A 20,609-nucleotide genomic window follows, 5' to 3' on the forward strand; every position below is an offset into this window, starting at 1 on the left:
CAGCGCGGGCAGCAACGGCCGGTCGGCGCAGTTTGCAAACGCCAACGCGAGATCTTGCTCCGTTCCCCTCCATTGCGGGCCGTTCAAAACGGTGCTCCTTCGCCTTTCGTCTCGGGCCATTCGATTCGGCGGCCAGTCGGCTGTGACACGACCACCAGCTTGGTGAACAGGTTCAACGTCGCGTACAGCGCAAGAAAGCGGTTCAGCATCCCGCCGAACAGTTCGATATCGCCGTCGCCGGCGAATGCGGCGCTGTCGAGCGTCACCTCGATCTCGACGCCACGTTGCAGCCCGCCTTTGACGAGCTTTTGCAGCAGTCGGTGTTGTACGTCGGTGATCGCGTCAATCCTGCGCTTGTTCAGTTCACCATCAGTCCAGTCGTACAGCGCAAGACTCCCGCGCAGGATTTCCGCATTGAGCAGCGACAGGTAGTTCGGTGCCAGATGCGACAGTACGCGCCACTGGAAACGGTCGCGGGTCGGTGGATGCACGGGTAGAGTCGGCGCGGTCAGGTTGCGCACGGCGCCGATGTTGGTAAAGCCGCTGCGCATACGGTTGATGCCTGCGTCGCGCAAGCGTTTGCCCGGCAACACGCCGTTTGTCCCGGTGACGGACAGCGACAGCGTTTCCTTCGGTAGCGTGTCCTGGTGTTCCCACGCATGGCCGCCAAGGACGATCCAGGTTTCGAAGCGCCCGGATGGGCCGCGTCGCGTACGTGTATGGAAATACCGCTCCGGCATTTCCTGGCGCAGCATGCCGCCGCGATGACGGAACGCGGCGAACGGCGCATATTCGAAGCGCTGGCCAGTGCCCGCCTCGAAACCCCGCACGTTCTCGACCGAATACACGTCGACCTGATCGCCCCGTTGTTCAAGCGCGTGTACGCGATATTCCGTCTCATGCTGCGACGCCGTGATCGGATCCGCTTCCAGCGCGAACAGATTGATGATCGGCGTGCAGTAGAGGCGCACGTTGTCGGCGGAGAAACGCATGTCGTCCGGATACGGTTTCGCCAGTACCACCTCGACGTCGAAGTATTCCGCAGCCAGAGGGATCGCCTGCATGTCGAGACCGACGAGGTCCACGAACATGAATTTTTCCGGGAAGGTGAAATATTCCAGCAGCAGTTGGTAACCGCCGAATGCGTTATCGGCTTTCGGCCACAGGCGCTCTTCTGCTGCGAATCCCGCGGCCTTGAGGTGCAGGCCCGGCATCGGCTGCGGGGTACCGGGCCGGTCCTCGGGGTAGCCCGGCACGCGCACGTGCAGCGCCAGCGGATCAGCTGTGAGCGCCGCATACAGCGCGAGCGCCACGGGCCGGTCGGCGTTGAGAAAAAGCCGCAGGCGCGGTACCTCCAGTTGCTCTCGCCGCGCCTGGGGTTGTACTTCCAGCCGCAAGCGCAGCACGGAGCGGCCATCTTCCCGTGCGTATGCGTTCGCTTCGACGAGGCGTAAGGGGTACAGGTCGACCGCCTGGGTTGTCCGATAGATGCACTCGACGCCATGGTCACCGACGCCCGAAGGAAGTCCCGGTGGAATCGGATCGGACATCACTTCGAGTCCTGGCGCGAGCGTTTCATGCTTTTGCAGCGCTCCACTTTCCGGACTCAATTCAAGAATCGACAGTGATGGGATCATCCGCAGGTAGTGCGGCCACAGCATGCTGACGAGACCTTCTGTCAGTTCGGGCAATTCGTCGTCGAGCTTGTGGCGCAGGCGGCCCATCAGGAACGCGAAGCCCTCGAATAGCCGCTCGACGTGCGGATCACGCTCGCCGATGTTATCGATGTTAAGCATGCGTGCGCGATCTGGAAACGCTCGTGCGAACTCCTTGCCCGCCTCGCGCAGATAGCGCATTTCCGTTTCGTAGTAGCGGAGGATTTCGTTGTCTTTGGTGGGATTGTTCATCGGCGGAATCTTTGGTCTTTGGTGGCATCCGTGTTCACTCAGACGAGCGTCACCGCGCGGGCCGGGTCGATCGCGGTCAGCTCGCTCATCAGTACTTCGATGCGCTGCGCGAGTGTGGTTTTGTCCGCGTCCTTGCGGTTCATGCGGATTCTCAGAAGGCGCAACAGGTGCTGCTTGGCTTCGAAGGCCAGCGACGGCTCCCAGATAGCGAGCTGGAAACGCTGTACAGCGGCGTCCAGCGTCGAGAGCAGGTGCAGTGCTGTGTCCGGTCGTTCGGCGCGCTCCGCTACGCGGGCCATGATCAGGTGCCGCACGAAGTGGTCGCGTTCGCCCTCCTGCGCGGGCAAACGTTGCAGCCACGAGAAGGCCGCGTCGAGTCCCTGCTGCGCAGCCAGATCCACGGCCTGTGCTTCGGTTTCTGGCCAATCGGTACCGGCCGACGCAACGGTCACCGGCGCAACGGTCTCGCCCCGTTCGACATCGCGCACCGTTGCATAACGCGCGATCCATTCGAGCGTGGCGTCGTCGGCGAAGGGTGATCCGTCGGAGAACGCGAGGTGGTCAAGGCCCGGCAGACGTTCAAGCATGAGCGCGCAGTCAGTCGCAACCAGTTCCCGAATCTGGGCATATTCGCCGCCAGCCTGTTCCTGGGCACTGAACGCGTAATACTGCAGGTCCAGCCAGAAGTGATTCGCACCTTCGGCGAACGCCGCCTCGACCCGGTCGAGTAGTTCCGGCCACTGCTTCTGCAACATCAGCCGTTTGAGATGCGCGCGCAGTTCGGCACGCGGCGCGACCAGCCGCGTCGTGCCGCTCACCTCGTGCGGCGGCACGTCGGTCAGCGTATCCCAGCGCACGCATCGCATCAGACGGTAGGCCGCCAGATAGCCTTGCGGCTGCTCTCGGAGAAACCGCGCCATCTGACGGGCACGATCGAGCAGCTCGCGGGTCGACGTGACTTCGTTTGCCGCGGGCAAAGTGGCCGCGAGTGGGGCGGTCCCTGACGACGCATCGCGATTCATATCCGCCGACGACAGCGGTGTTTCCACGCGCCCTTCGAACCGGCGGAACAGCGGGTGCAGTTCAGGTCGGACGGCTTCGGGCCATTGCGCCGTGCGTTCGGTGATCAGCGCGAGGGCCGACAGCGTGCGCTCAAGCAGCGTGTCGGTAAGTCCTTGCACCCGGTCGAGCCGGTCCGCGAAAGTGCTGCCCGCGAGCCATTCGAATGCGGCCTTGCGGGTTTCGGCGCGGGCCGGCAGTAAGGTATCGCCAAAACGGTCTACCAGCGCCGAAAGCAGTTCGAACCCCGAAGCAACGCCTTCCGCGCCGTCACGACGCATGCGTCCATAAACGTAGTAGACGGCGAGGCGCACGTCCTTGGCGTCGTGCTTGAGCAATCGCTCGGCAGTGTCGGCGATCAGCGTATCGTCGATGTCGGACAGCTTCGCAACTTCATCCTTGATGGCGAGGAAGTCATCGTCGTAACTGGGGTCGGCGCCGGTCGGAGCGGCATCGCTGACCGGCTGCAGCCAGTCGTCCCAGCGCCCCTGTGTGGAGCGTGCCAGGTCGGACGGTGCGCGCGTGCCGAAAAGCGCGTTAAGGAGGTTCGTGAACATGACAGTCAGTGATCCGCCAGTGTGAATTTCATAGAGGTCTCTGGCCGCCGGGCAGCGGGGTTTCGGCATGCTTCGCCGCGTCGAGCATCGCCTTTGGCAACGGCGGCGGGCCGTCCGACTGCGCAGTCTTTTTTACGCTTCGCGCTGCGGCTGAACTCTTGCCCGCAAAGATGCGTGCCGGCAGCACGAAGCCCCTGAGCGCAAGCAGTTCGAGCGGACCTTTGGCTACGTCCGTGCGCATCATGTAACTCAACGGCCAGGTGAGATCGACTGACGCCGGTGTGAGAGGTCCCTGGACTGTCAGAGGGCTGCTGCCCCTTGCAAAGTCGTCTTCATCGTCGCCATCGCCGATGTCCGTCGCCGTTGCCGCGCTGGCCGCAGCCGGCGTTGAAGCGGACCTGCCCGTCTGTGCCAGCCTCAGCGGTATCGAGTCCGGGGCGCCTTGCCACGTCAATTGGTATGTCGCGCTGTCGATCGGCTCGACCCGTGCGCGCTCCAGCATTCGCACCAGCCCCCAGCGGCCGCCGAACTCGAAGTTCTTGCTGGTGCCTGCCTTTTCGGTTTGCCATTCCAGCCGGGTACCGAGGTCCTGCGGAGTGTTCGACGGCCACGTCAGCGCCTGCCACGTTTCCTGCTGGTTGTAGTAGTGCAGTTTCTGGCCGTCCAGCGTGAGCAAGGTGCCGGTTACGCCCGGTGTCGGCACCGGCTTGAACTCGAACCGGTATTGCGGCTCGCCCTGCGCAAGCAGATGCCCGGCAATGCGCTGCAGCGTATTGACCGCCTTCAGGAACGCCGGATCGAACGCTAGCGCCTGACTACTGGTGGTCGCCGGCACCCATTGATCGCCCTGCAGTTCCAGCACGCCCGCCAGTTGGGAACCGAGGAAGGCACCGATCAGACCACCCTGCGGGCGCAGGAAGCGCGCGAGCTCCGGCAGCGACGCATCGTTGTCGGTGTTGGCGAACGGATAGCGCCCCGCGAACGAGCGGTTCCATGTCGTCACGATGGTTTGCCGCCATGCATCGTTGAGACTCGCCTGCGCAGGCAGCAGAACCGTCTGGGTTGCCTGGGTGACAGGCCGCACGAACAGCGCATCGCCCATGCCTGCCCATTGCGCGCCGAGGCTCGCGGCGATCAGTTGCGCGTAGGCCTGTGTGTCAGCCAGTTCAGAGCCTTTGCCCTCGAACAGTGACTGGGCGACCTGCCTCGCCTGCGCATCGGCATCGGGGCTGTCGCTGATCCGCTGCAGCTTCAGGCGCAACGTGGTGATCCGTTCCATGAAGCGTTGCAGGCTGAGGTCGCTGTTTGCCGCGGCGCTGGCGGCCGTGTTTGCATTGCCTTGTGCGACCAGACGCAGCACCGGTCCGAAAGACGCGCCGAGCGGGCCAGCGGGATCGGGTTTTGCGGTCTCGGGGGCGGCGGTCTTATTGCCTAGTATGTTCTGCGCTTTTGCTACCAGTGTGTCCGATATCGACTCCTTTAGCGCTCCCGCGCTGCCTTGGTATTCGAGCGATCTCATGAGTGCGATCACGGGCGACTGGCGAGCGTCGGCCATCAGCTTGAGTTGTTCGATGGCGGAGGGCAGGGTGGGGGCAGGCTCCCATTGCAGCGTGTTCATGAAGCCCTGCCAGTGATCCGCGTAGTCGGCGAAGTAGCGGTTGAGCAGTTCTACTCTGAGGGCGTCGGCCGATTGCGCCGGTGCCTGCAGCGGTTGTTCGTTCTTGTTGTTTCGACCGGTCTGCCCGTCGGCGAGCACCCAGTCGCTCGAGACTTCGGCGCGCCTGGCGGCTTCGTCGATTGCGACTGCGATAGTGCCTTCGTACGCCTCACGCGTGAAGACGCCGGGAACGGTGGCGGTGGCGTGGACAAGGCCGCGCGTGTCCGTGCCGGGCGTGAGCGAAGCAAGGGTCTGGCTGGGGTATTTGTTGCCCACCGACTCCAGGACGCGCTGGTAGATCGTGTCTTCGGAGTTTTTCACACCGATTACGGCGAGTAGGGTTTGACGGGATGCGTGAACCAGGTCTGCGCTTGGCTGAATGCGCCAGTCAGCGTGTGTCTTAAGGTGCTGCGCGTAGAAACCCAGCAGACGTTCGGACAGGTCGAGTTTTTCGCCTGTTGGAAGGTTTGCATCCGTGGTCCAGTTGCGTTGTAGCAGAGGCGCCATGAAGGTTGCATCGGCGCGGCTCGGGTCGGCCATCATCAGATAGGTTTTAAGTGCTTTGTGGCCGTCTAGTGCGAGCCGGTTAATCTGGTCGTCAACCTGGGCCGTCTGCATCTGACCGAGGTCGATCAGTTGTGCTTCGAGGTTTTTCTGAAGCGGGTCTATCAGTGTGCGTTTGCTAGCCTGTGCGTAGGCCGGCCACAAAGCCCCGAGTACCTCGTCGTCGTGGTTCAGGCCGAAGCGGGTCAGCAGTGGAGCGTGGTGCTGCGTGCGGTTTTCGTAGCGGGCGATCTGCTGTTGCAGGGCGAGGAGCGCGCGCAGGCGGGAGGTGGAGTCGTGCGCCGTATCGAGCGTTCTGGTCGCCTGGCTGGCAAGGTGCAGGTCTCGCGCGTTCGATACGCCAGAGATAAGCATGCCGGCAGTCCATACGCCGATCGCGGTCAAGGCGAGCGTGGAGAACACGGTCACCGGATGCAACCCGATGCGCCTGCCACGTGCGCTGTGGGATGCCTGGCCAAGGTGTTGCCATAGCGGCAGATCCGCGCTGGTTAGGTCCTCTTCCGTGCGCTTTTTCTCCGGCAGGCAGGGGGCGAAGAATGCCCCGCTGATGGGCCGGTGACGCTGCCGTTTAGCGATTCCCGCAATCCAGCTGGCGAGCGGTGCGCTGCGTGTGTCGAGGCGTTGGGAGAGCTCCGCAGCATAGCGGTCGTCCGCGTTGCGGCTCAACTGCGCGACGCTGCGATCGACCAGGCGATCGCGGATGCGAAGGAGTGCGGCTTCGATTGAATCTGCATCGGCCGTTTCAGGGAATTCGCAGCCCATCACCGCCGTGGCGCCGTGCGTGATGCTGTTGGTTTGTGCAACCTCGAGCACGTAGGCGGGCGCGGACCAGTGCAATGCGGCAGCAATGCGCGCGAGGTTCACGCTGTGCGCGCAGGTGCCGTGACGTTGTGCAGGCAAGTTGGCGGTGCTGTCGATGGTGACTACCACTGCATCGACGGGGCGGCAGCGACGCAATCTGTAGAGCTGATTCAGCCAGTTCGCGTCCGGGTGGCCTTCTTTGTCCTGCTTGCTCCACAGCAGCACGGCATTTTGCGTGACGAGCCAATTACGTGCGGCCAGCTCAGGCAGCAACCGTTCTATTGCTACATCGTCGCCGGTCAGCAGCAGCCATGGCTGTCGGTAGCGCCAGCGAAGACCCAGATCATGGCGCAAATGCTCGCGCAGGCGCAGCAGCCCATCCGCGGCATCCGTCCCGGGCGATTTCAGATCCTCGGGTAGCAGTAGTGCCTGGGTCGTTCCCGCGAAGCGCGCGGGGTTCCCATGCAACGACTGCGCGAGGCGCCGCGCGGCGTCGGCTTCGTCGCGTCCAGTCTCAAAACCGAAGTAAAGCGCAATCGCGAGGAGGAGAGCGCAAAGGACAATGATCGCAAAGGCCCTCTTCGCTTCGGTATCGAGTTGGAACAGGTCGCCCTTGAACCAGATCAGTCCGCCTGCGGCAATCGCGACGAGCAAATACGAAAATACGGTTATACGAAATTTAGTCATTTTTCAGAACGTCTTGCTGCGTGTGGTGCTCTGCCGGTGCCAGTACGGCGAGCATGACGCGCTCCTCTTGCTGAACGCCTACGATGTACGGCGCGCCACACGCGCCGGCCCGATCAAGTGCGAGCACGGCTGCAAGCCATGGCGCGGTTGGCCCGGTATTGCCGGCGAGCGTGTCGAGCGCGAACTCGAACGGCGATGCGCCTTCGCCAGGCCGGCCCGCTGCCCGCAGCGCAATCCGCAGTCGTGCCGCGGCACGTTCGTCGAACCCGGTCTGGATTGTTCCGCCCAGTGCCGCGCCCGTCGTGCCACCCCATTTCAACGCGTAGTGAAGCGCGCCTTCCTGCGGGGCAGGCATGTCCGCCTGCGGACGATGAATCCAGCCCGACACGGGAAACTGTTCCTCGCGCGCGAGTGCGGCCGGACTGAGCAGTAGCATGCACGCCGCCTCGGCGCTGCCGGGTTCAGGGTCGGCACTGCGAAGCGGATTGAGATTGGCGCTGATCAGTAGTGTCACGACGTCGCGCAGCACCGGGCTTGCGCGGTCGAGCATCGTATCGACGAGCCACAGGCCGCCGCTCGGCTCGATCGACGGCTGCTCTCTCAGGCGGGGTGGACGCACGGACGCCGGCAATCCCGCCCAGATCGCCAGAATGGCATCGCGAGAGAGCACGGCACTGGTAACGTCGAGATGGACCATAACTGGAATCCGCTCCGGGACTCGCGCCAGAACTTCCGCAATCGCGGGAGCGAACGAGCGCAGGACCCATTCGAGTACGACGCTATGCCGCTCCACATCGTCGAAAGTCAATGCCGCCGCGGCGGGCTCAAGGCAGGTCGCGACGATCATTTCTTGCGAGGCTATTGCCGGGCGAGTCGGCGGGCTCGCGCTGCGTGCGACGATCGCATCGAAGGCGTTGTGCTTCTCCTCGGCGTGAAGACGGTATCCGCATGCGAGTACCGCCAACGGCACGCTGGCCGCATCGAACACCATGTCGGCATACGCCTTTCTGGATCTGTTGTCCGACAGCGCCCGGTTGTGTCGCTTATAAAAGAGCGAAAAGCGCGTCAGGACGATTGTTCCCGAAAGGCACAAGGGGATGACCACGGCACAGAACCAGAACCAGGGTGTCTGCGTCTTCGCATTGCGCGGCCATGACCCGAGCGCGAAGGCCATGCCACCCAGCGTCAGCACGACGAAAACGATCGACCAGAGGAACGGCGACGGCGCCTTGTCTGGAACCGGGCATTCAGGCGGCAACAAAGAGAAATCGACAGCCATTCGGGCGACCTAGCGCGATCCGCTGTTCGGCAACGATGAGATCAGTGCACACCCGCACTCGCACAGATGGCCGTCTTCGGCCACGTCGAGGTCACCGTCACGAATGCGCGGATTACCTCCGGCGATGCGGTTCACCCCGTGCACGTCACAGCGCACGGGGTCCGTGCGCCGGGCCAACGCACGGCCCAGGAACATGCGCGAGCCACCGCGCAAGACTTCGCCTCCCCGGCTCAAACTATCCCCTTCCCGTATGACGCCTGCCATTCTGCTTTTCTCCTTTACTCAATGCATGCCGGCATGCGGCTGCCGGCTCGAACACCCTTCAAAACCCCATTGCCGGTCGCGCACCAGGCCCGTTCGATAGCCGGTCCACGCGTTGCGCATTGCGATCGTCTGCCGCTCGCTGCCTGGCTTCCTTCTCGATGTCGCTTTTGCCGAACGTATCGGTTGCGCGCGTCTGGAAGTAGAGCGTCGATGACAGGATGTGGTCGTGCCAGCTGGTCAGCATCGTGTCGTGCACGAGCAGGTCGAAGAGCGCCATGACCTGCGGCGGAAGCGGCGTTTTTCCACTGGCGCCGTCTTGCCAGGCTTTGGCCAGCGCGACCTGCTCAGGTGTCAGCATCTCAGCCTCGATGATGCCCGCAGCCGCGCCGGTAATGTCCGGGTCGTAAGGAAGATCCAGGCTGGTATCCCGGGCCCGGATGCGCTTGAGGGTCGCCTCCAGTTCGGGTTGCTTCGAGAGCCGCCGGGTCAGTTCGGCGGATTCGCTGTCAATGCGTTCCCAGACGTGCACGACAGGCCTCGAGAGCGCCTCGGAGGTCGGGATCAGATCGCGTTGCCGCTGCGCGTCGAGCTGCTTGTAGCGAGCGAGCAGGCTGTCAAAATAGGCGCGGTTCGCCGGCGTGTTGCGCTCGCTTGCCGGCAGGCTTTCCAGCCGTTCGTGTTCGATGCGCAGCTTCTGTTGTGTATCGCTTTTCTCAGCTAGCAATGCCTGCCAGTCGGCTAATTTATGCTTGGCCGGGGAGGTGATCGAGGCGCGGAATGCGGGATCCTTATAGCGCACTGCGAGCCAGCGCAGGAATACCTCCATGTGGGACTGGAAATCGAGTCCTTTTTTGTGGGGCACCAGCGTGCGGTATGCGGCGATCAGGTCGGGGATCCTGTAGCTTGTCTTGCCGACGGAGATGGGGTGGGCGAGGGTGAACTTGCGATAGGTGTCGGGCTTGGATTTCGCGAGGCCTTCCATCGTGTCAACCATCGCGCCCGCCATCAAGGCTTCGTTCAGCATATCGCGCAATGCAACGCGCTGGAGTTCCGCGCGGAACCCCATCGAACCTTCCGGTGCCCCGCCTGTGATGTCCTCACTGGTGCCCGGATACAGGTACTGGTCGCCACGCGTCTTTTCGAGGCTGTCAAGCCGTTGATAGAAACGCAACTCGTGCGCGGCTGCAAAATGAACGCACTTCTGAACGGCCTGCGGCACGCCCAATGGCCGGTCGCCGTAGTTCTGCCTGATCATGTTCACGAGCGGCACGAAATCAAGCAGTTTGTTCTCGGCCATGATCGACGAGACAGCATCGAGCAAACCCAGAAACTTGATCTCAATCGGGTCACCCTTCTCCGGCGCATCACCGATCCTCAGATCGAGGTCGTCGCGTCGCTTGTACCTGCGCACCAGTTCATTGACGAATACACGCGCCAGCACGCCACCACGATCGGCGCCGAACACGGAGACTTCAATACGCTGGACTTTCGACATCTGCGCCTTCGCATCGCGATAGGCGGCATCGAACTGCTTCAACGCCGCGTGCAGCCGATCCTCGACGCCCGTGCCGAACAGGCCTGATACCGCTGCGTTATCGCGTACCTGCGGAATCGAGTCCATCGCGACGTCGACGAACACCCCCTTGACGACAGACCAACCTGCCTTGAGCGGGTTTTTCCGGAGGTCATACAGGGTTGCCCGAACGGCCGCCTTGCCGCGCGTCACCCAGCGGTCGTCGCGGGCCATCGTCAGCACGCGGCCCAGTTTGGCAGGGGCTTTCTTCGCTTCTGCGATCAGGTCGGCGTAGGCTTTGGCGACAGGACGGAAAGACATCTCGTCGAGTGCTTCCGCCACCGCGGTCTTTGCGGCTTTGCCTGGTGCCTTTTTCAGGTCCAGCAGCTTGTCGACACCGACAACCTTCTGCGCGGTGGACTTCGCCGAGTCCGTAGCCGATTTGCCGACGGCGGCCGCCGTTTTAACTGCGGCGGAGACGATTTCATTGTTGGCCGCGTCTTTGTTCAGTTCAGTGCCCAGCCCGGAATAATAAAAGGGATACCAGAACTGGTTGGGCATGTCCTTTCGACGGGTATCGAGATTGTCTCGGTGCGCTTCCCACAGTCGACAGATGTTCGAATAGCGTGAAGTCGACGGATCGTCATGGTCACGATTGCGGCCAAACCCATCGAAGAAGAAGCCCATCTTGATCACCGCACCACACGGGATGCAGTCATCGTGCCTGTAGGGCTTGTGCGCCGCCAGCATTCCGTCGAGGACCTTCATCGGGGTCCGGTCAGCAGCATCGAGTTGCGTAGGGTCAGCCATGAGTCGCTCCTTTCTGGACTTGTTCAAATGTGTCGCGCTTCAGTTGCTCGACAATCGGCGTTGGCAGCTTTTCCATTGCGGCACCGAACGCACCGGGCTGATCCTTTGTTTCGCTCAGGATCTTCTGAACGGCGGGATGCTGGTCGAACTTCGGATTGAGCAATCTGAAATAGACGTACTGTTCCAGGTCCTGGGTGTTCGTCAGGTGGTATTGGATCCAGCCGTTGGCGGCAAGACGAGCCGTCCTTCGAAATACAACCATGTCATCCTCGTTCCCCGGATTGAGAAGTTTTCCGTGGGCCTTGCGCAGCCAGTCCCACACGTCTGCATAGAGAATGCGCGTACCGCTCAGATCGCGACGGAACTCGAACTCGATATGATCGTCCGGGTAGAAGTGCAGGCCGAGGATTCGCTCTCCAGCGCCTCCCCGAACTTTCGTCGGCGGCAAATGAACGTTGGTAACCTTGTGAATCTTCTGGATCGGTGCATAGAGATCCTTGATTGCTTCGTCAGCATCGTAGACATCCCATTTCACTGTGAAGTCCGTCCCTTTTAACGTATAGCAGCAACTGAGGCGACCTTCGCCGGACCCTGGCATCAGATCACCACCACCACTGGCCGTGTTCCCATACTTGTCGTACACAACGAATCGACTCAGGTTGTATGGCGTGTAGTTAAAGCCCTCCATACTCAGTCCGCCATACGTCGGAACGGACGAAAACGCATCGCACCCTGCGACGAACATCACGGAGAGCAGTAGTACGTAAAAAGATCTGTTTTTCATGATCACGTTGCTCGACGGTTTAGATGGTGAAGACCAGAGTTGTCGTGATCACGATTGCGGCCAAACCCGCCGACGAAGAATCCCATCTTGATCACCGCACCACACGGGATACAGTCATCGTGTCTGTAGGGCTTGTGCGCCGCCAGCATTCCGTCGAGGACCTTCAGCGGGGTCCGGTCAGCGGCATCGAGTTGCGTAGGGTCAGCCATGAGTCGCTCCTGTCTGGATGTGTTCAAATGTGTCGCGCTTCAGTTGCTCGACAATCGGCGTTGGCAGCTTTTCCATGGCGGCACCGAACGCACCGGGCTGGTCTTTTGTTTCGCTGAGAATTTTCTGAACGGCGGGATGCTGGTCGAACTTCGGATTGAGCAAGGTGAAATAGACGTACTGTTCCAGGTCCTGGGTGTTCGTCAGGTGATATCGGATCCAGCCAGTGGCGGCAAGACGGGCGGTGCGCCGGAACACGACGCCGTCATCTTCGCCTTGCGGATTGATGAGATTGCCGTGAATCTTGCGCAACCCGTCCCACACGTCGCCATAGAGAATGCGCGTGCCGCGCAGATCGCGACGGAACTCGAACTCGATGTGATCATCCGGGTAGAAGTGCAGACCGAGAATCCGTTCGCCCGCTCCGCCATCAAGTTTTGTCGGCGGGAAATGCACGCGAGTAACTTTGTGGATCTCCTGAAGCGGACCATAAGGATCCTTCAGAAATTCGTCCTGATCCATGACATACCAGTCAACCGTAAAGTCCGTTCCCTTCAGCGCGTAGCAGCAACTGAGACGGCCCTCACCTGACCCAGGCATCAGATCACCACCCCCACCGGCCTTGTTTCCGTATTTGTCGGTGATGACGAACCGGTCGAGGTTATAGGACGTGTAGTTGAAACCCTCAATGCTCAGTCCGCCGTAAGTCGGCACGGATGAAAACGCATCGCACCCTGCGACGAACATCAGGGAAAGAAGCAGTGCGTAAAGAAATCTGTTTTTCATGGTCGCGTTGCCCGACGGTTTAGATGGTGAAGACCAGAGTGTCGTGGTCACGATTGCGGCCAAACCCGTCGAAGAAGAATCCCATCTTGATCACAGCACCACACGGAATCCAGTCATCGAGCCTGTAGGGTTTGTGCGCTGCCAGCATTCCGTCGAGTACCTTCATCGGTGTCCGGTCAGTGGCATCGAGTTGCGTAGGCTCAGCCATGAGTCGCTCCTGTCTGGACGTGTTCAAATGTGTCGCGCTTCAGTTGCTCGACGGTCGTTGCCGGCAACTTCTCCATCGCGGCACCGAATGCGCCGGGCTGATCCCTTGTTTCGCTCAGGATCTTCTGAACGGCGGGATGCTGATCGAACTTCGGATTGAGCAACCAGAAATAGACGTACTGTTCCAGGTCCTGGGTGTTCGTCAGGCGGTATCGGATCCAGCCGTTGGCGGCAACACGAGCCGTCCTTCGAAATACAACCATGTCATCCTCGTTCTCTGGATTGAGAAGCTTTCCGTGGGTCTTGCGCAGCCAGTCCCACACGTCTGCATAGAGAATGCGCGTACCGCTCAGATCGCGACGGAACTCGAACTCGATATGATCGTCCGGGTAGAAGTGCAAGCCAAGGATGCGCTCGCCAGCACCTCCCGCAACTTTCGTCGGCGGCAAATGAACTTCGGTAACCTTGTGAATCATATTGATCGGCGCGTAGGGATTTCTCATCGCCTTGTCCTGATCATAGACATCCCATTTCACCGTAAAGTCCGTTCCCTTCAGCGCGTAACAGCAACTGAGACTGCCCTGACCTGACCCAGGCATCAGATCACCACCCCCACCGGCCTTGTTTCCGTATTTGTCGGTGATGACGAACCGGTCGAGGTTATAGGGCGTGTAGTTGAAACCCTCTATACTCAGTCCGCCATATGTCGGCACGGACGAAAACGCATCGCACCCTGCGACGAACATCACGGAGAGCAGTAGTACGTAAAAAAATCTGTTTTTCATGGTCACGTTGCTCGACGGTTTAGATGATGAAGACCAGAGTTGTCGTAATCACGATCGCGGCCAAACCCGTCGAAGAAGAGGCGCGTCTTGACGACCGCACCACACGGGATACAGTCATCGTGCCTGTCGGGTTTGTGCGCTGCCAGCATTCCGTCGAGCACCTTCATCGGTGTCCGGTCAGCGGCATCGAGTTGCGTACGGTCAGCCATGAGTCGCTCCTGTCTGGATGTGTTCAAATGTGCCGCGTTTCAGTTGCTCGACGATCGGCGTTGGTAGTTTTTCCATCGCGGCACCGAACGCACCGGGCTGGCCCTTCGTATCTGCCAGAATTCGCTGAACGGCGGGGTGCTTGTCGAAATCAGGATTTACCAACAACGTGTAATACACGTACTGTTCAAGGTCCTGTGTGTTGGTGAGGCGATACTTCAGCCAGCCTTCCGACGCCACACGCGCCGTTCGGCGGAATGCGACAGCGTCGTCGTACGAGGACGGGTCGAATGTCTTGCCTTGCTTCTTGTCCAGCCAGTCATCAATCTCTGCGTAAAAGATGCGCGTACCCCTCAGGTCGCGACGGAACTCGAACTCGATGTGATCGTCCGGGTAGAAGTGCAGGCCAAGGATGCGCTCGCCCGCCCCACCAGCGACTTTGGCAGGAGGAAGATGAACCTGGGTCACCTTGTGAATGTCCTGAATCGGCTGTTGTGCATCAATCGCCTTGATCGCAAGATCAGCATCATAGACATACCAGTCAACCGTAAAGTCCGTTCCCTTCAGCGCGTAACAGCAACTGAGACTTCCCTCACCTGACCCAGGCATCAGATCGCCCCCCCCACCGGCCTTATTTCCGTATTTGTCGGTGATGACGAACCGGTCGAGGTTATAAGGCGTGTAGTTGAAACCCTCAATGCTCAGTCCGCCATACGTCGGCTCCGACGAAAACGCATCACACCCTGCGATGAACGTCAAACAAAGTACTAACAACCAAATCATTTGCTTATTCACGTTCACGCGCCCGATGGAGAGCGAAGCTCTCGCGGAACGCATCGTCAAGCTGCGAAAGCACGTCGAAGTAGCTAACATCTCCATAAGATGCCAACTCCAGTTGCGGCTGAATCAGCGGGTGTTCATCAAACCGTGGAGAAATCAGAAGACCTTTCTTCGCGTACATAAGCAAGTCGCCTTCGCACTGAACGCGATAGCGGGCAGCTCGCTCCACCTGAATACGGACAGCCTCACGCAACTCCCGAGGCGACAGATGGTCGATGAATGACCCGCAAATCTCGCGCAATTGCATTGCCAACTTGTCGGGAATGCCCGAAGCGAGCAGCGCCAGATGCTGTTCGGTGTTCAAACCTGGCGCGGTTGTGTCTTCGAATAGTCGAGGTGCGTCCGTGCTCCAGATACGTTCAACGCCTCCGCCGTTGCAGCACCACATCTCATACGCGACACCCGCAAAGCGCGCCCATTCTTCCGGAGCCCACGTCAGGCGTAGTCGTTCAAGAATCCGGTTGTCGTAGAAATGCAGGTAGAACGTCCGCCGGTCCGGCAGCGTGTATTCGCAGTACGCCCGAAAATGATCCGCCACCTGGTCGAGTGCAAACGGCGACCATATCCACGTCACCATGAATCCGTCGTCCGCGAACCGCCAGAGGCGATTGAGCAACTGGTGCGGCACGTCCGAACCGGTTGCACCGAGGTCGATTCTGATCAGGAGGGGGGCGATGTCCCCGAACGCCGACAGGTCGGAACCGTCCCAAAGCGACGCGAATACTATCGAGTCGAGACGTTCCAAGGCCGACCGGAGATCGGGCAGGCCACGAGTATCGACAAGTGCATACAGGCACGTGGAAGGAGCGCTTCGCTCGAGTTTTTCACGTGTAACGCCGACGTGCGACCGAAACGCGGCCCAGCGCGAATCCGCGTCCTGTATGAGATGTTGCTGAACAATAGTGGACATCTTCAGGCTTTCTCGGTCATGGCTTCAACGCCGGTGTGCGCGTTGAGCAGACACTGTCTGCAGACACCGACAGGAAGCGCGGGCATCGGCGGATTCAGGCTCGCTGATCCTTGCCACGTGAAGTTGGCGGTCTTCAACGTGATACTGCCCGGGCACCCCAATTCGATGTTGCCGTTTTCTAGCGTGATATAGGCGCCTTGGCTAGACAAAGTCAGCGCGCCTGCCGATACCGCGTCGAGTTTGCCGTTGACACTCGAAAGAATCATGTCTTTCGACGACGCCAGTAGCATCTGGCCGGAGTGTGCCGCAGCCGAAAAATCGGCCTTTGCCGCGACGAGCTTGATGCCCTGATCCTGCGCAAAGATCGATGCACCCTGGCCGGCAGCGATCGTGACATGGTTACCGGCGCCAAGGTCCAGATTGGAACGTGCCGTCGCGATCACATTGCCATTTGCCGCAAGCTGGATACTCTCGGCGGTGGCGAGTGCGATGCCTGCCGGCGCGCTCGCGAGAATGACCGCCTGCTGAAGATTCAGAAGCCGCTGCTCCATCAGGTCGCGCTGCCGCTCGATGTCCGCCAACTGGACCTTCGCGGCGGCGGCGCATTCGTTCAGACGCTGCATCTGCTCCAATGCGTCGGTAAGGAGCGCTTTCGCGGGCTGCATATCGAGCTGTTTGCCACCCGCGTTCGGCTGGTCGTCCGCCGAAATGAACAGCCCTTTGCCCGCTCGAATCGCGCCATACGCCGACGTACGCAACTCGAAACCCTCGCCGCGCTTCTGGCGTTTGTCGTTGACGATGTGTCCCAGCGTCAACTGACTTTTCCCCGAGTGCTCGGTAGAAAAGTTGACGTGTTCCTCACCCTGCCAGTCTTCAATTTGGAGCTTGTTGCCGCTCTGCGTTTCGATAAGATTGCGCGAGAGCAACCTGTCCTGATTCGTGATCAGGTCCACAGCCTGGCTGTGGTGGTGAAACGCCGCGATATACGGCTTGTCGGGATCGCCATCGCGGCATTCGATCACCGCTTCCGTGCCGTGCAGCGCCGGGAAGTGGAACCCGGTCTGCAACGCGCCTGCGAACGGCTTCGCCAGGCGCAGCGGCACGCTCTCGCCGCCCGGATTCCATTCGTCGAAGTCCAGGTCGAAACGCACCGTGTAGTAGCCTTGCTGGGTCAGATACGCGTACTTGTAATGCCCGGGAGAAGTCACCCGCGCGCTCAGCGAGCCCGTGATCTTTGGCCACCTGTCGTCTTCGAGCTTCAGGCGGAAGCGCCGGTCCGACGGGATAGCCTGATAGGTATTGCTATAGGCCTCGTCGCGCGCCCCGTGGTGCGTGACCTCGATGATCACCTGCCCGTTGGGCGCATCCTCCAGGGGGGCGTCCTTCGAGGCGTCCCCCCAGGGGACTTCCTTCGGGGCGTCGGGCAGATCCTCGCCCATGCGCAGGATTCGCCCCGGTCTCAGGTCGAGTACGTTGCTTCCGCCTTCGTAGACGATCTGCCAGGCAATGGCCGCCTCGTGGCGTAACTGCGCTTCCCACTTCGCGCCGTCCTGGTCCAGGTGGTGCGTGCCGTAGATGTAGGGCTGACCGTAGGTAGTCGTGTCCTTGCTGGCCACGTTCGCCTCGGCCCTGAAGCGTTCCCACGCCCGGTCCGGGTTGTAGTCGGCCACCGCGAACGACTGCGGTACTGTCCGCGCGTGGATCTGAAGGCCGAACACAGCCTCGACACCAGCCTCCAGCCCCGCCGACTCGCGGTACGGCACTTTCAGTTCAGGGACATAGACGTAATGGTCGATGTCATCGGCAAACACCACCACATCGCCATGCTTGCCCTCAGTGATATAGCAGTAGATGCCTTCTTTCTGCATCAGCATCTGGACATAGGCGAGGTCCGTCATCTGGTACTGCATCCGGAACCTGTGTTGCGGATACTGGCGACGCAGTTTGAAAACAAACTGGTGACCCCTGAAATCGTGCCGGCGCAGGATCGCCTCGATGATCTCCGGTGCAGTCTGATGCTGGTATATGCGACTGGTTTGCACGAGCTTCAGTCGTGCGATATGCGCCTCGACGACGATCTCATAGCTGCTGAAATCCTTCGTCTTCCTGGTCTTCGAGAAGCGGGTAATGCAGCCCGAGAACTTTCTTGGCGCGGCGTTCTCGGGGACGATCGAAAAGGCAGCGTCCTTGCCGAGGTAGTCTGATCTCGACAGGCTGTCCGGGTGCGTGAGAATGATCGTGATCCGGTATGGCGCACCCATGCGTTCGGTCGCCTCGAACGACACAACCGACAGGTCCTTTGCGTTCGCCGTGCCCGGCACCTCGACGAAGTACGACTGCCGTCCGGTAATCGCCTTACTCTGATTTGCGTACGTTCTGACTTTCTTGGGCAGTTCCGTCATCGTCCTATCTCCGGTTTTCATCGCAACCGACAGAACAAGAGGAGGTATTTGCCTATGTCGATGCGGTGTCTGTGTTTGGGGTCAGAAAGGTAAACATTTTTCGCATTCCTGTGAACCACCCCCACAGCTTTTTTCGACATTCGACAAAAAACAGTTTTTTCCTACAAACGCAGCGACTCTTCTCGTGTTATCAATTACGCCTTGTCTTGGTTGTACTGATCGTTGTTAAAAAAACTAGAAGGATTCGAAGATGAGTAACAGCTTCCAGAATGAGGTGCCGAAAGCGCGCATCAACCTGAAACTCGACCTGCACACTGGCGGTGCGCAGAAGAAGGTCGAGCTACCGCTCAAGCTGCTGGTGATGGGTGACTACAGCAATGGTCAGGACGCGCGTGCACTCGCTGATCGCACCAAAGTCGACATCAACAAGAACAACTTCAATTCGGTGCTGGCGGATTACAACCCGAAGGCCAGGATCGCGGTCGAGAACACGCTTGCGGGTGACGGTTCCGAACTCCCCGTCGACCTCGAGTTCAGATCGATGGACGATTTCAAGCCGGACGTGGTGGCAAGCAAGGTGCCTGAACTACGCGCGCTGATGGCCGCACGCAACCTGCTGCGCGACCTCAAGTCGAACCTGCTCGATAACGCGATGTTCCGCCGCGAACTCGAAAAGATTCTCAAGGATCCGGCCTTGTCCGAGCGCCTTCGCAACGATCTGCAGAAGATCAGTGAGGCAGCGCCGTCCGCGCCGCAGTCTGCCCAATAACCGTCCGGTCACGGAGAAGTCTTGCACCATGGCAAAAAACGAAACGCGCATTCATCAGTCAACCGAGTCGGACACCGTTGTCCTCGAAGCCAAAAGCGTCTACGAATCTCTTTGCGAAAAAATTAACCTGACGCCGGTCACCTCGACACGCCCGTTCGAGTCGTTCCAGAATGCGGACGGGCTGGCGGAGTCGTCACTGGACGAGCGCGTCGCCCAGGCGATAAGCGTCTTCCTGAAGATGATCAAGGATTCGTCGCAGCAGGTCGATCGTCTGGACAGAAGTCTGCTCGATTTTCATATCGAACACCTTGACCAGCAGATCAGCCGTCAGCTCGACGCGATCATGCATAACGAGACTTTTCAACGGATCGAATCGGCATGGCGTGGGTTGAAGTTCCTGGTCGATCGCACCGATTTCCGCAAGAACGTCAGGATCGAAGTGCTCGACGTATCGAAGGATGCGCTGCGTCAGGACTTTGAAGACACGCCTGAAGTCATCCAGAGTGGCCTGTACCTGCATACGTATATCCAGGAATACGACACGCCGGGCGGCCAACCGATCGGCTCGATCATCTCGAACTACGAGTTCGACCGCAGCGCGCAGGACATTGCGCTGCTGCGCAATATCTCGAAGGTGTCAGCCGCCGCGCACATGCCGTTTATCGGCTCGGTGTCGCCGAAATTCTTCGGCAAGGAGTCGATGGAAGAGGTGGCGAGCATCCGCGACATCGGAAATTACTTCGATCGCGCCGAATACCTGAAGTGGAAAAGCTTCCGCGATTCGGACGATGCGCGCTACATCGGCCTCACGCTGCCGCGTTTCCTCGCGCGTCTTCCGTACGGTGCGGAGACGGTTCCGGTGCGCGCGTTCAATTACACGGAGGCGGTCAAAGGTCCCGACCATAGCCGTTACCTGTGGGCGAATGCATCGTTCGCGTTTGGCGCGAACATGGTGAGGAGCTTCATCAAGAACGGGTGGTGCGTGCAGATTCGCGGTCCGCAAGCGGGCGGACTGGTTGAAGATCTACCCATCCACCTGTACGACCTGGGCACCGGCAACCAGGCAAAGATCCCGAGCGAAGTGCTGATTCCGGAAACGCGCGAGTTTGAATTCGCCAACCTCGGTTTCATCCCGCTGTCGTACTACAAGAATCACGATTTCGCCTGTTTCTTCTCCGCGCATTCAGCACAAAAGCCGGCGCTATATGACACGAAAGAAGCCACCGCGAACAGTCGCGTCAACGCGCGCCTGCCGTACATCTTCCTGCTTTCGCGCATCGCGCACTATCTCAAGCTGATTCAGCGCGAGAACATCGGCACGACCAAAGACCGACGTTTGCTGGAGCTGGAACTGAACACGTGGGTCAAGACACTCGTGACGGAAATGACCGATCCGGGGGACGACCTGCAGGCATCGCACCCGTTGCGCGAAGCGAACGTGATTGTCGAGGACATCGAGGACAACCCCGGTTTCTTCCGCGTGAAGCTGTTCATCGTGCCGCATTTCCAGATCGAAGGGATGGATATCAATCTGTCGCTCGTCTCGCAGATGCCGAAGGCGAAGAACTGAGCACCCGTTGCAGAAACAGTCTCGCCGCGCGACGTACTGAGAGG

At 60.2% G+C, this 20,609-nt stretch carries 17 protein-coding genes; 2 read left to right on the plus strand and 15 right to left on the minus strand.

Going from position 1 to position 20,609, the window contains the following annotated elements; genetic code table 11:
* Positions 1-83: 83 nt before the first annotated feature.
* Genes tssF through ACAX43_RS31040 form a run of 15 tightly spaced genes read right to left on the minus strand, consistent with a single transcriptional unit; the run spans position 84 to position 18,226 of the window.
* A complete protein-coding gene (tssF, locus tag ACAX43_RS30970; RefSeq protein WP_370712150.1) occupies positions 84-1,907 on the minus strand; it encodes a type VI secretion system baseplate subunit TssF in 1,824 nt (607 codons plus the stop codon).
* 38 nt (positions 1,908-1,945) lie between these two features.
* Positions 1,946-3,523, minus strand: a complete 1,578-nt coding sequence (gene tssA / locus ACAX43_RS30975; RefSeq protein ID WP_370712151.1) for a type VI secretion system protein TssA — start codon at positions 3,521-3,523, stop codon at positions 1,946-1,948.
* Between the two features lie 28 nt (positions 3,524-3,551).
* On the minus strand, positions 3,552-7,232 hold the full coding sequence (locus tag ACAX43_RS30980; RefSeq protein WP_370712152.1) for an ImcF-related family protein: 3,681 nt from the start codon (positions 7,230-7,232) through the stop codon (positions 3,552-3,554).
* Positions 7,225-8,511 carry a hypothetical protein gene (locus ACAX43_RS30985; RefSeq protein ID WP_370712153.1) on the minus strand — a complete coding sequence of 429 codons (1,287 nt, stop codon included), beginning with the start codon at positions 8,509-8,511 and terminating at the stop codon, positions 7,225-7,227. The genes ACAX43_RS30980 and ACAX43_RS30985 overlap by 8 nt, the downstream gene beginning before the upstream one ends.
* Before the next feature lie 9 nt (positions 8,512-8,520).
* Positions 8,521-8,775, minus strand: coding sequence for a PAAR domain-containing protein (locus ACAX43_RS30990; RefSeq protein ID WP_370712154.1), 255 nt, complete (start codon positions 8,773-8,775; stop codon positions 8,521-8,523).
* A gap of 58 nt (positions 8,776-8,833) precedes the next feature.
* On the minus strand, positions 8,834-11,056 hold the full coding sequence (locus ACAX43_RS30995; protein ID WP_370712155.1) for a hypothetical protein: 2,223 nt from the start codon (positions 11,054-11,056) through the stop codon (positions 8,834-8,836).
* A gap of 34 nt (positions 11,057-11,090) precedes the next feature.
* A complete protein-coding gene (locus tag ACAX43_RS31000; RefSeq protein WP_370712156.1) occupies positions 11,091-11,882 on the minus strand; it encodes a hypothetical protein in 792 nt (263 codons plus the stop codon).
* 2 nt (positions 11,883-11,884) lie between these two features.
* Positions 11,885-12,091: a hypothetical protein gene (locus ACAX43_RS31005; RefSeq protein ID WP_370712157.1), complete on the minus strand. Its 207-nt coding sequence runs from the start codon at positions 12,089-12,091 to the stop codon at positions 11,885-11,887.
* Positions 12,084-12,875: a hypothetical protein gene (locus ACAX43_RS31010; protein ID WP_370712158.1), complete on the minus strand. Its 792-nt coding sequence runs from the start codon at positions 12,873-12,875 to the stop codon at positions 12,084-12,086. Before ACAX43_RS31010 ends, ACAX43_RS31005 begins: the two co-directional genes overlap by 8 nt.
* A 19-nt stretch (positions 12,876-12,894) precedes the next feature.
* Complete coding sequence (locus ACAX43_RS31015) at positions 12,895-13,083, minus strand: hypothetical protein (RefSeq protein WP_370709877.1); 189 nt, start codon at positions 13,081-13,083, stop codon at positions 12,895-12,897.
* On the minus strand, positions 13,076-13,867 hold the full coding sequence (locus ACAX43_RS31020) for a hypothetical protein (protein WP_370712159.1): 792 nt from the start codon (positions 13,865-13,867) through the stop codon (positions 13,076-13,078). Before ACAX43_RS31020 ends, ACAX43_RS31015 begins: the two co-directional genes overlap by 8 nt.
* A 2-nt stretch (positions 13,868-13,869) precedes the next feature.
* A complete protein-coding gene (locus ACAX43_RS31025; protein WP_370712160.1) occupies positions 13,870-14,076 on the minus strand; it encodes a hypothetical protein in 207 nt (68 codons plus the stop codon).
* A complete protein-coding gene (locus ACAX43_RS31030) occupies positions 14,069-14,857 on the minus strand; it encodes a hypothetical protein (protein WP_370712185.1) in 789 nt (262 codons plus the stop codon). The genes ACAX43_RS31025 and ACAX43_RS31030 overlap by 8 nt, the downstream gene beginning before the upstream one ends.
* Positions 14,858-14,861: 4 nt before the next feature.
* Positions 14,862-15,824 carry a DUF4123 domain-containing protein gene (locus ACAX43_RS31035; RefSeq protein WP_370712161.1) on the minus strand — a complete coding sequence of 321 codons (963 nt, stop codon included), beginning with the start codon at positions 15,822-15,824 and terminating at the stop codon, positions 14,862-14,864.
* A 2-nt stretch (positions 15,825-15,826) separates the two neighbouring features.
* Positions 15,827-18,226, minus strand: a complete 2,400-nt coding sequence (locus ACAX43_RS31040) for a type VI secretion system Vgr family protein (RefSeq protein WP_370712162.1) — start codon at positions 18,224-18,226, stop codon at positions 15,827-15,829.
* 250 nt (positions 18,227-18,476) lie between these two features.
* Between ACAX43_RS31040 and tssB the strand changes: the two genes are divergently transcribed.
* A complete protein-coding gene (gene tssB / locus ACAX43_RS31045) occupies positions 18,477-18,995 on the plus strand; it encodes a type VI secretion system contractile sheath small subunit (RefSeq protein ID WP_370712163.1) in 519 nt (172 codons plus the stop codon).
* 28 nt (positions 18,996-19,023) lie between these two features.
* Complete coding sequence (gene tssC / locus ACAX43_RS31050; protein WP_370712164.1) at positions 19,024-20,565, plus strand: type VI secretion system contractile sheath large subunit; 1,542 nt, start codon at positions 19,024-19,026, stop codon at positions 20,563-20,565.
* Positions 20,566-20,609 lie beyond the last annotated feature (44 nt).

Origin of the sequence: Paraburkholderia sp. IW21, from assembly GCF_041321145.1 — a bacterium.
Classification (GTDB): Bacteria; Pseudomonadota; Gammaproteobacteria; order Burkholderiales; family Burkholderiaceae; genus Paraburkholderia.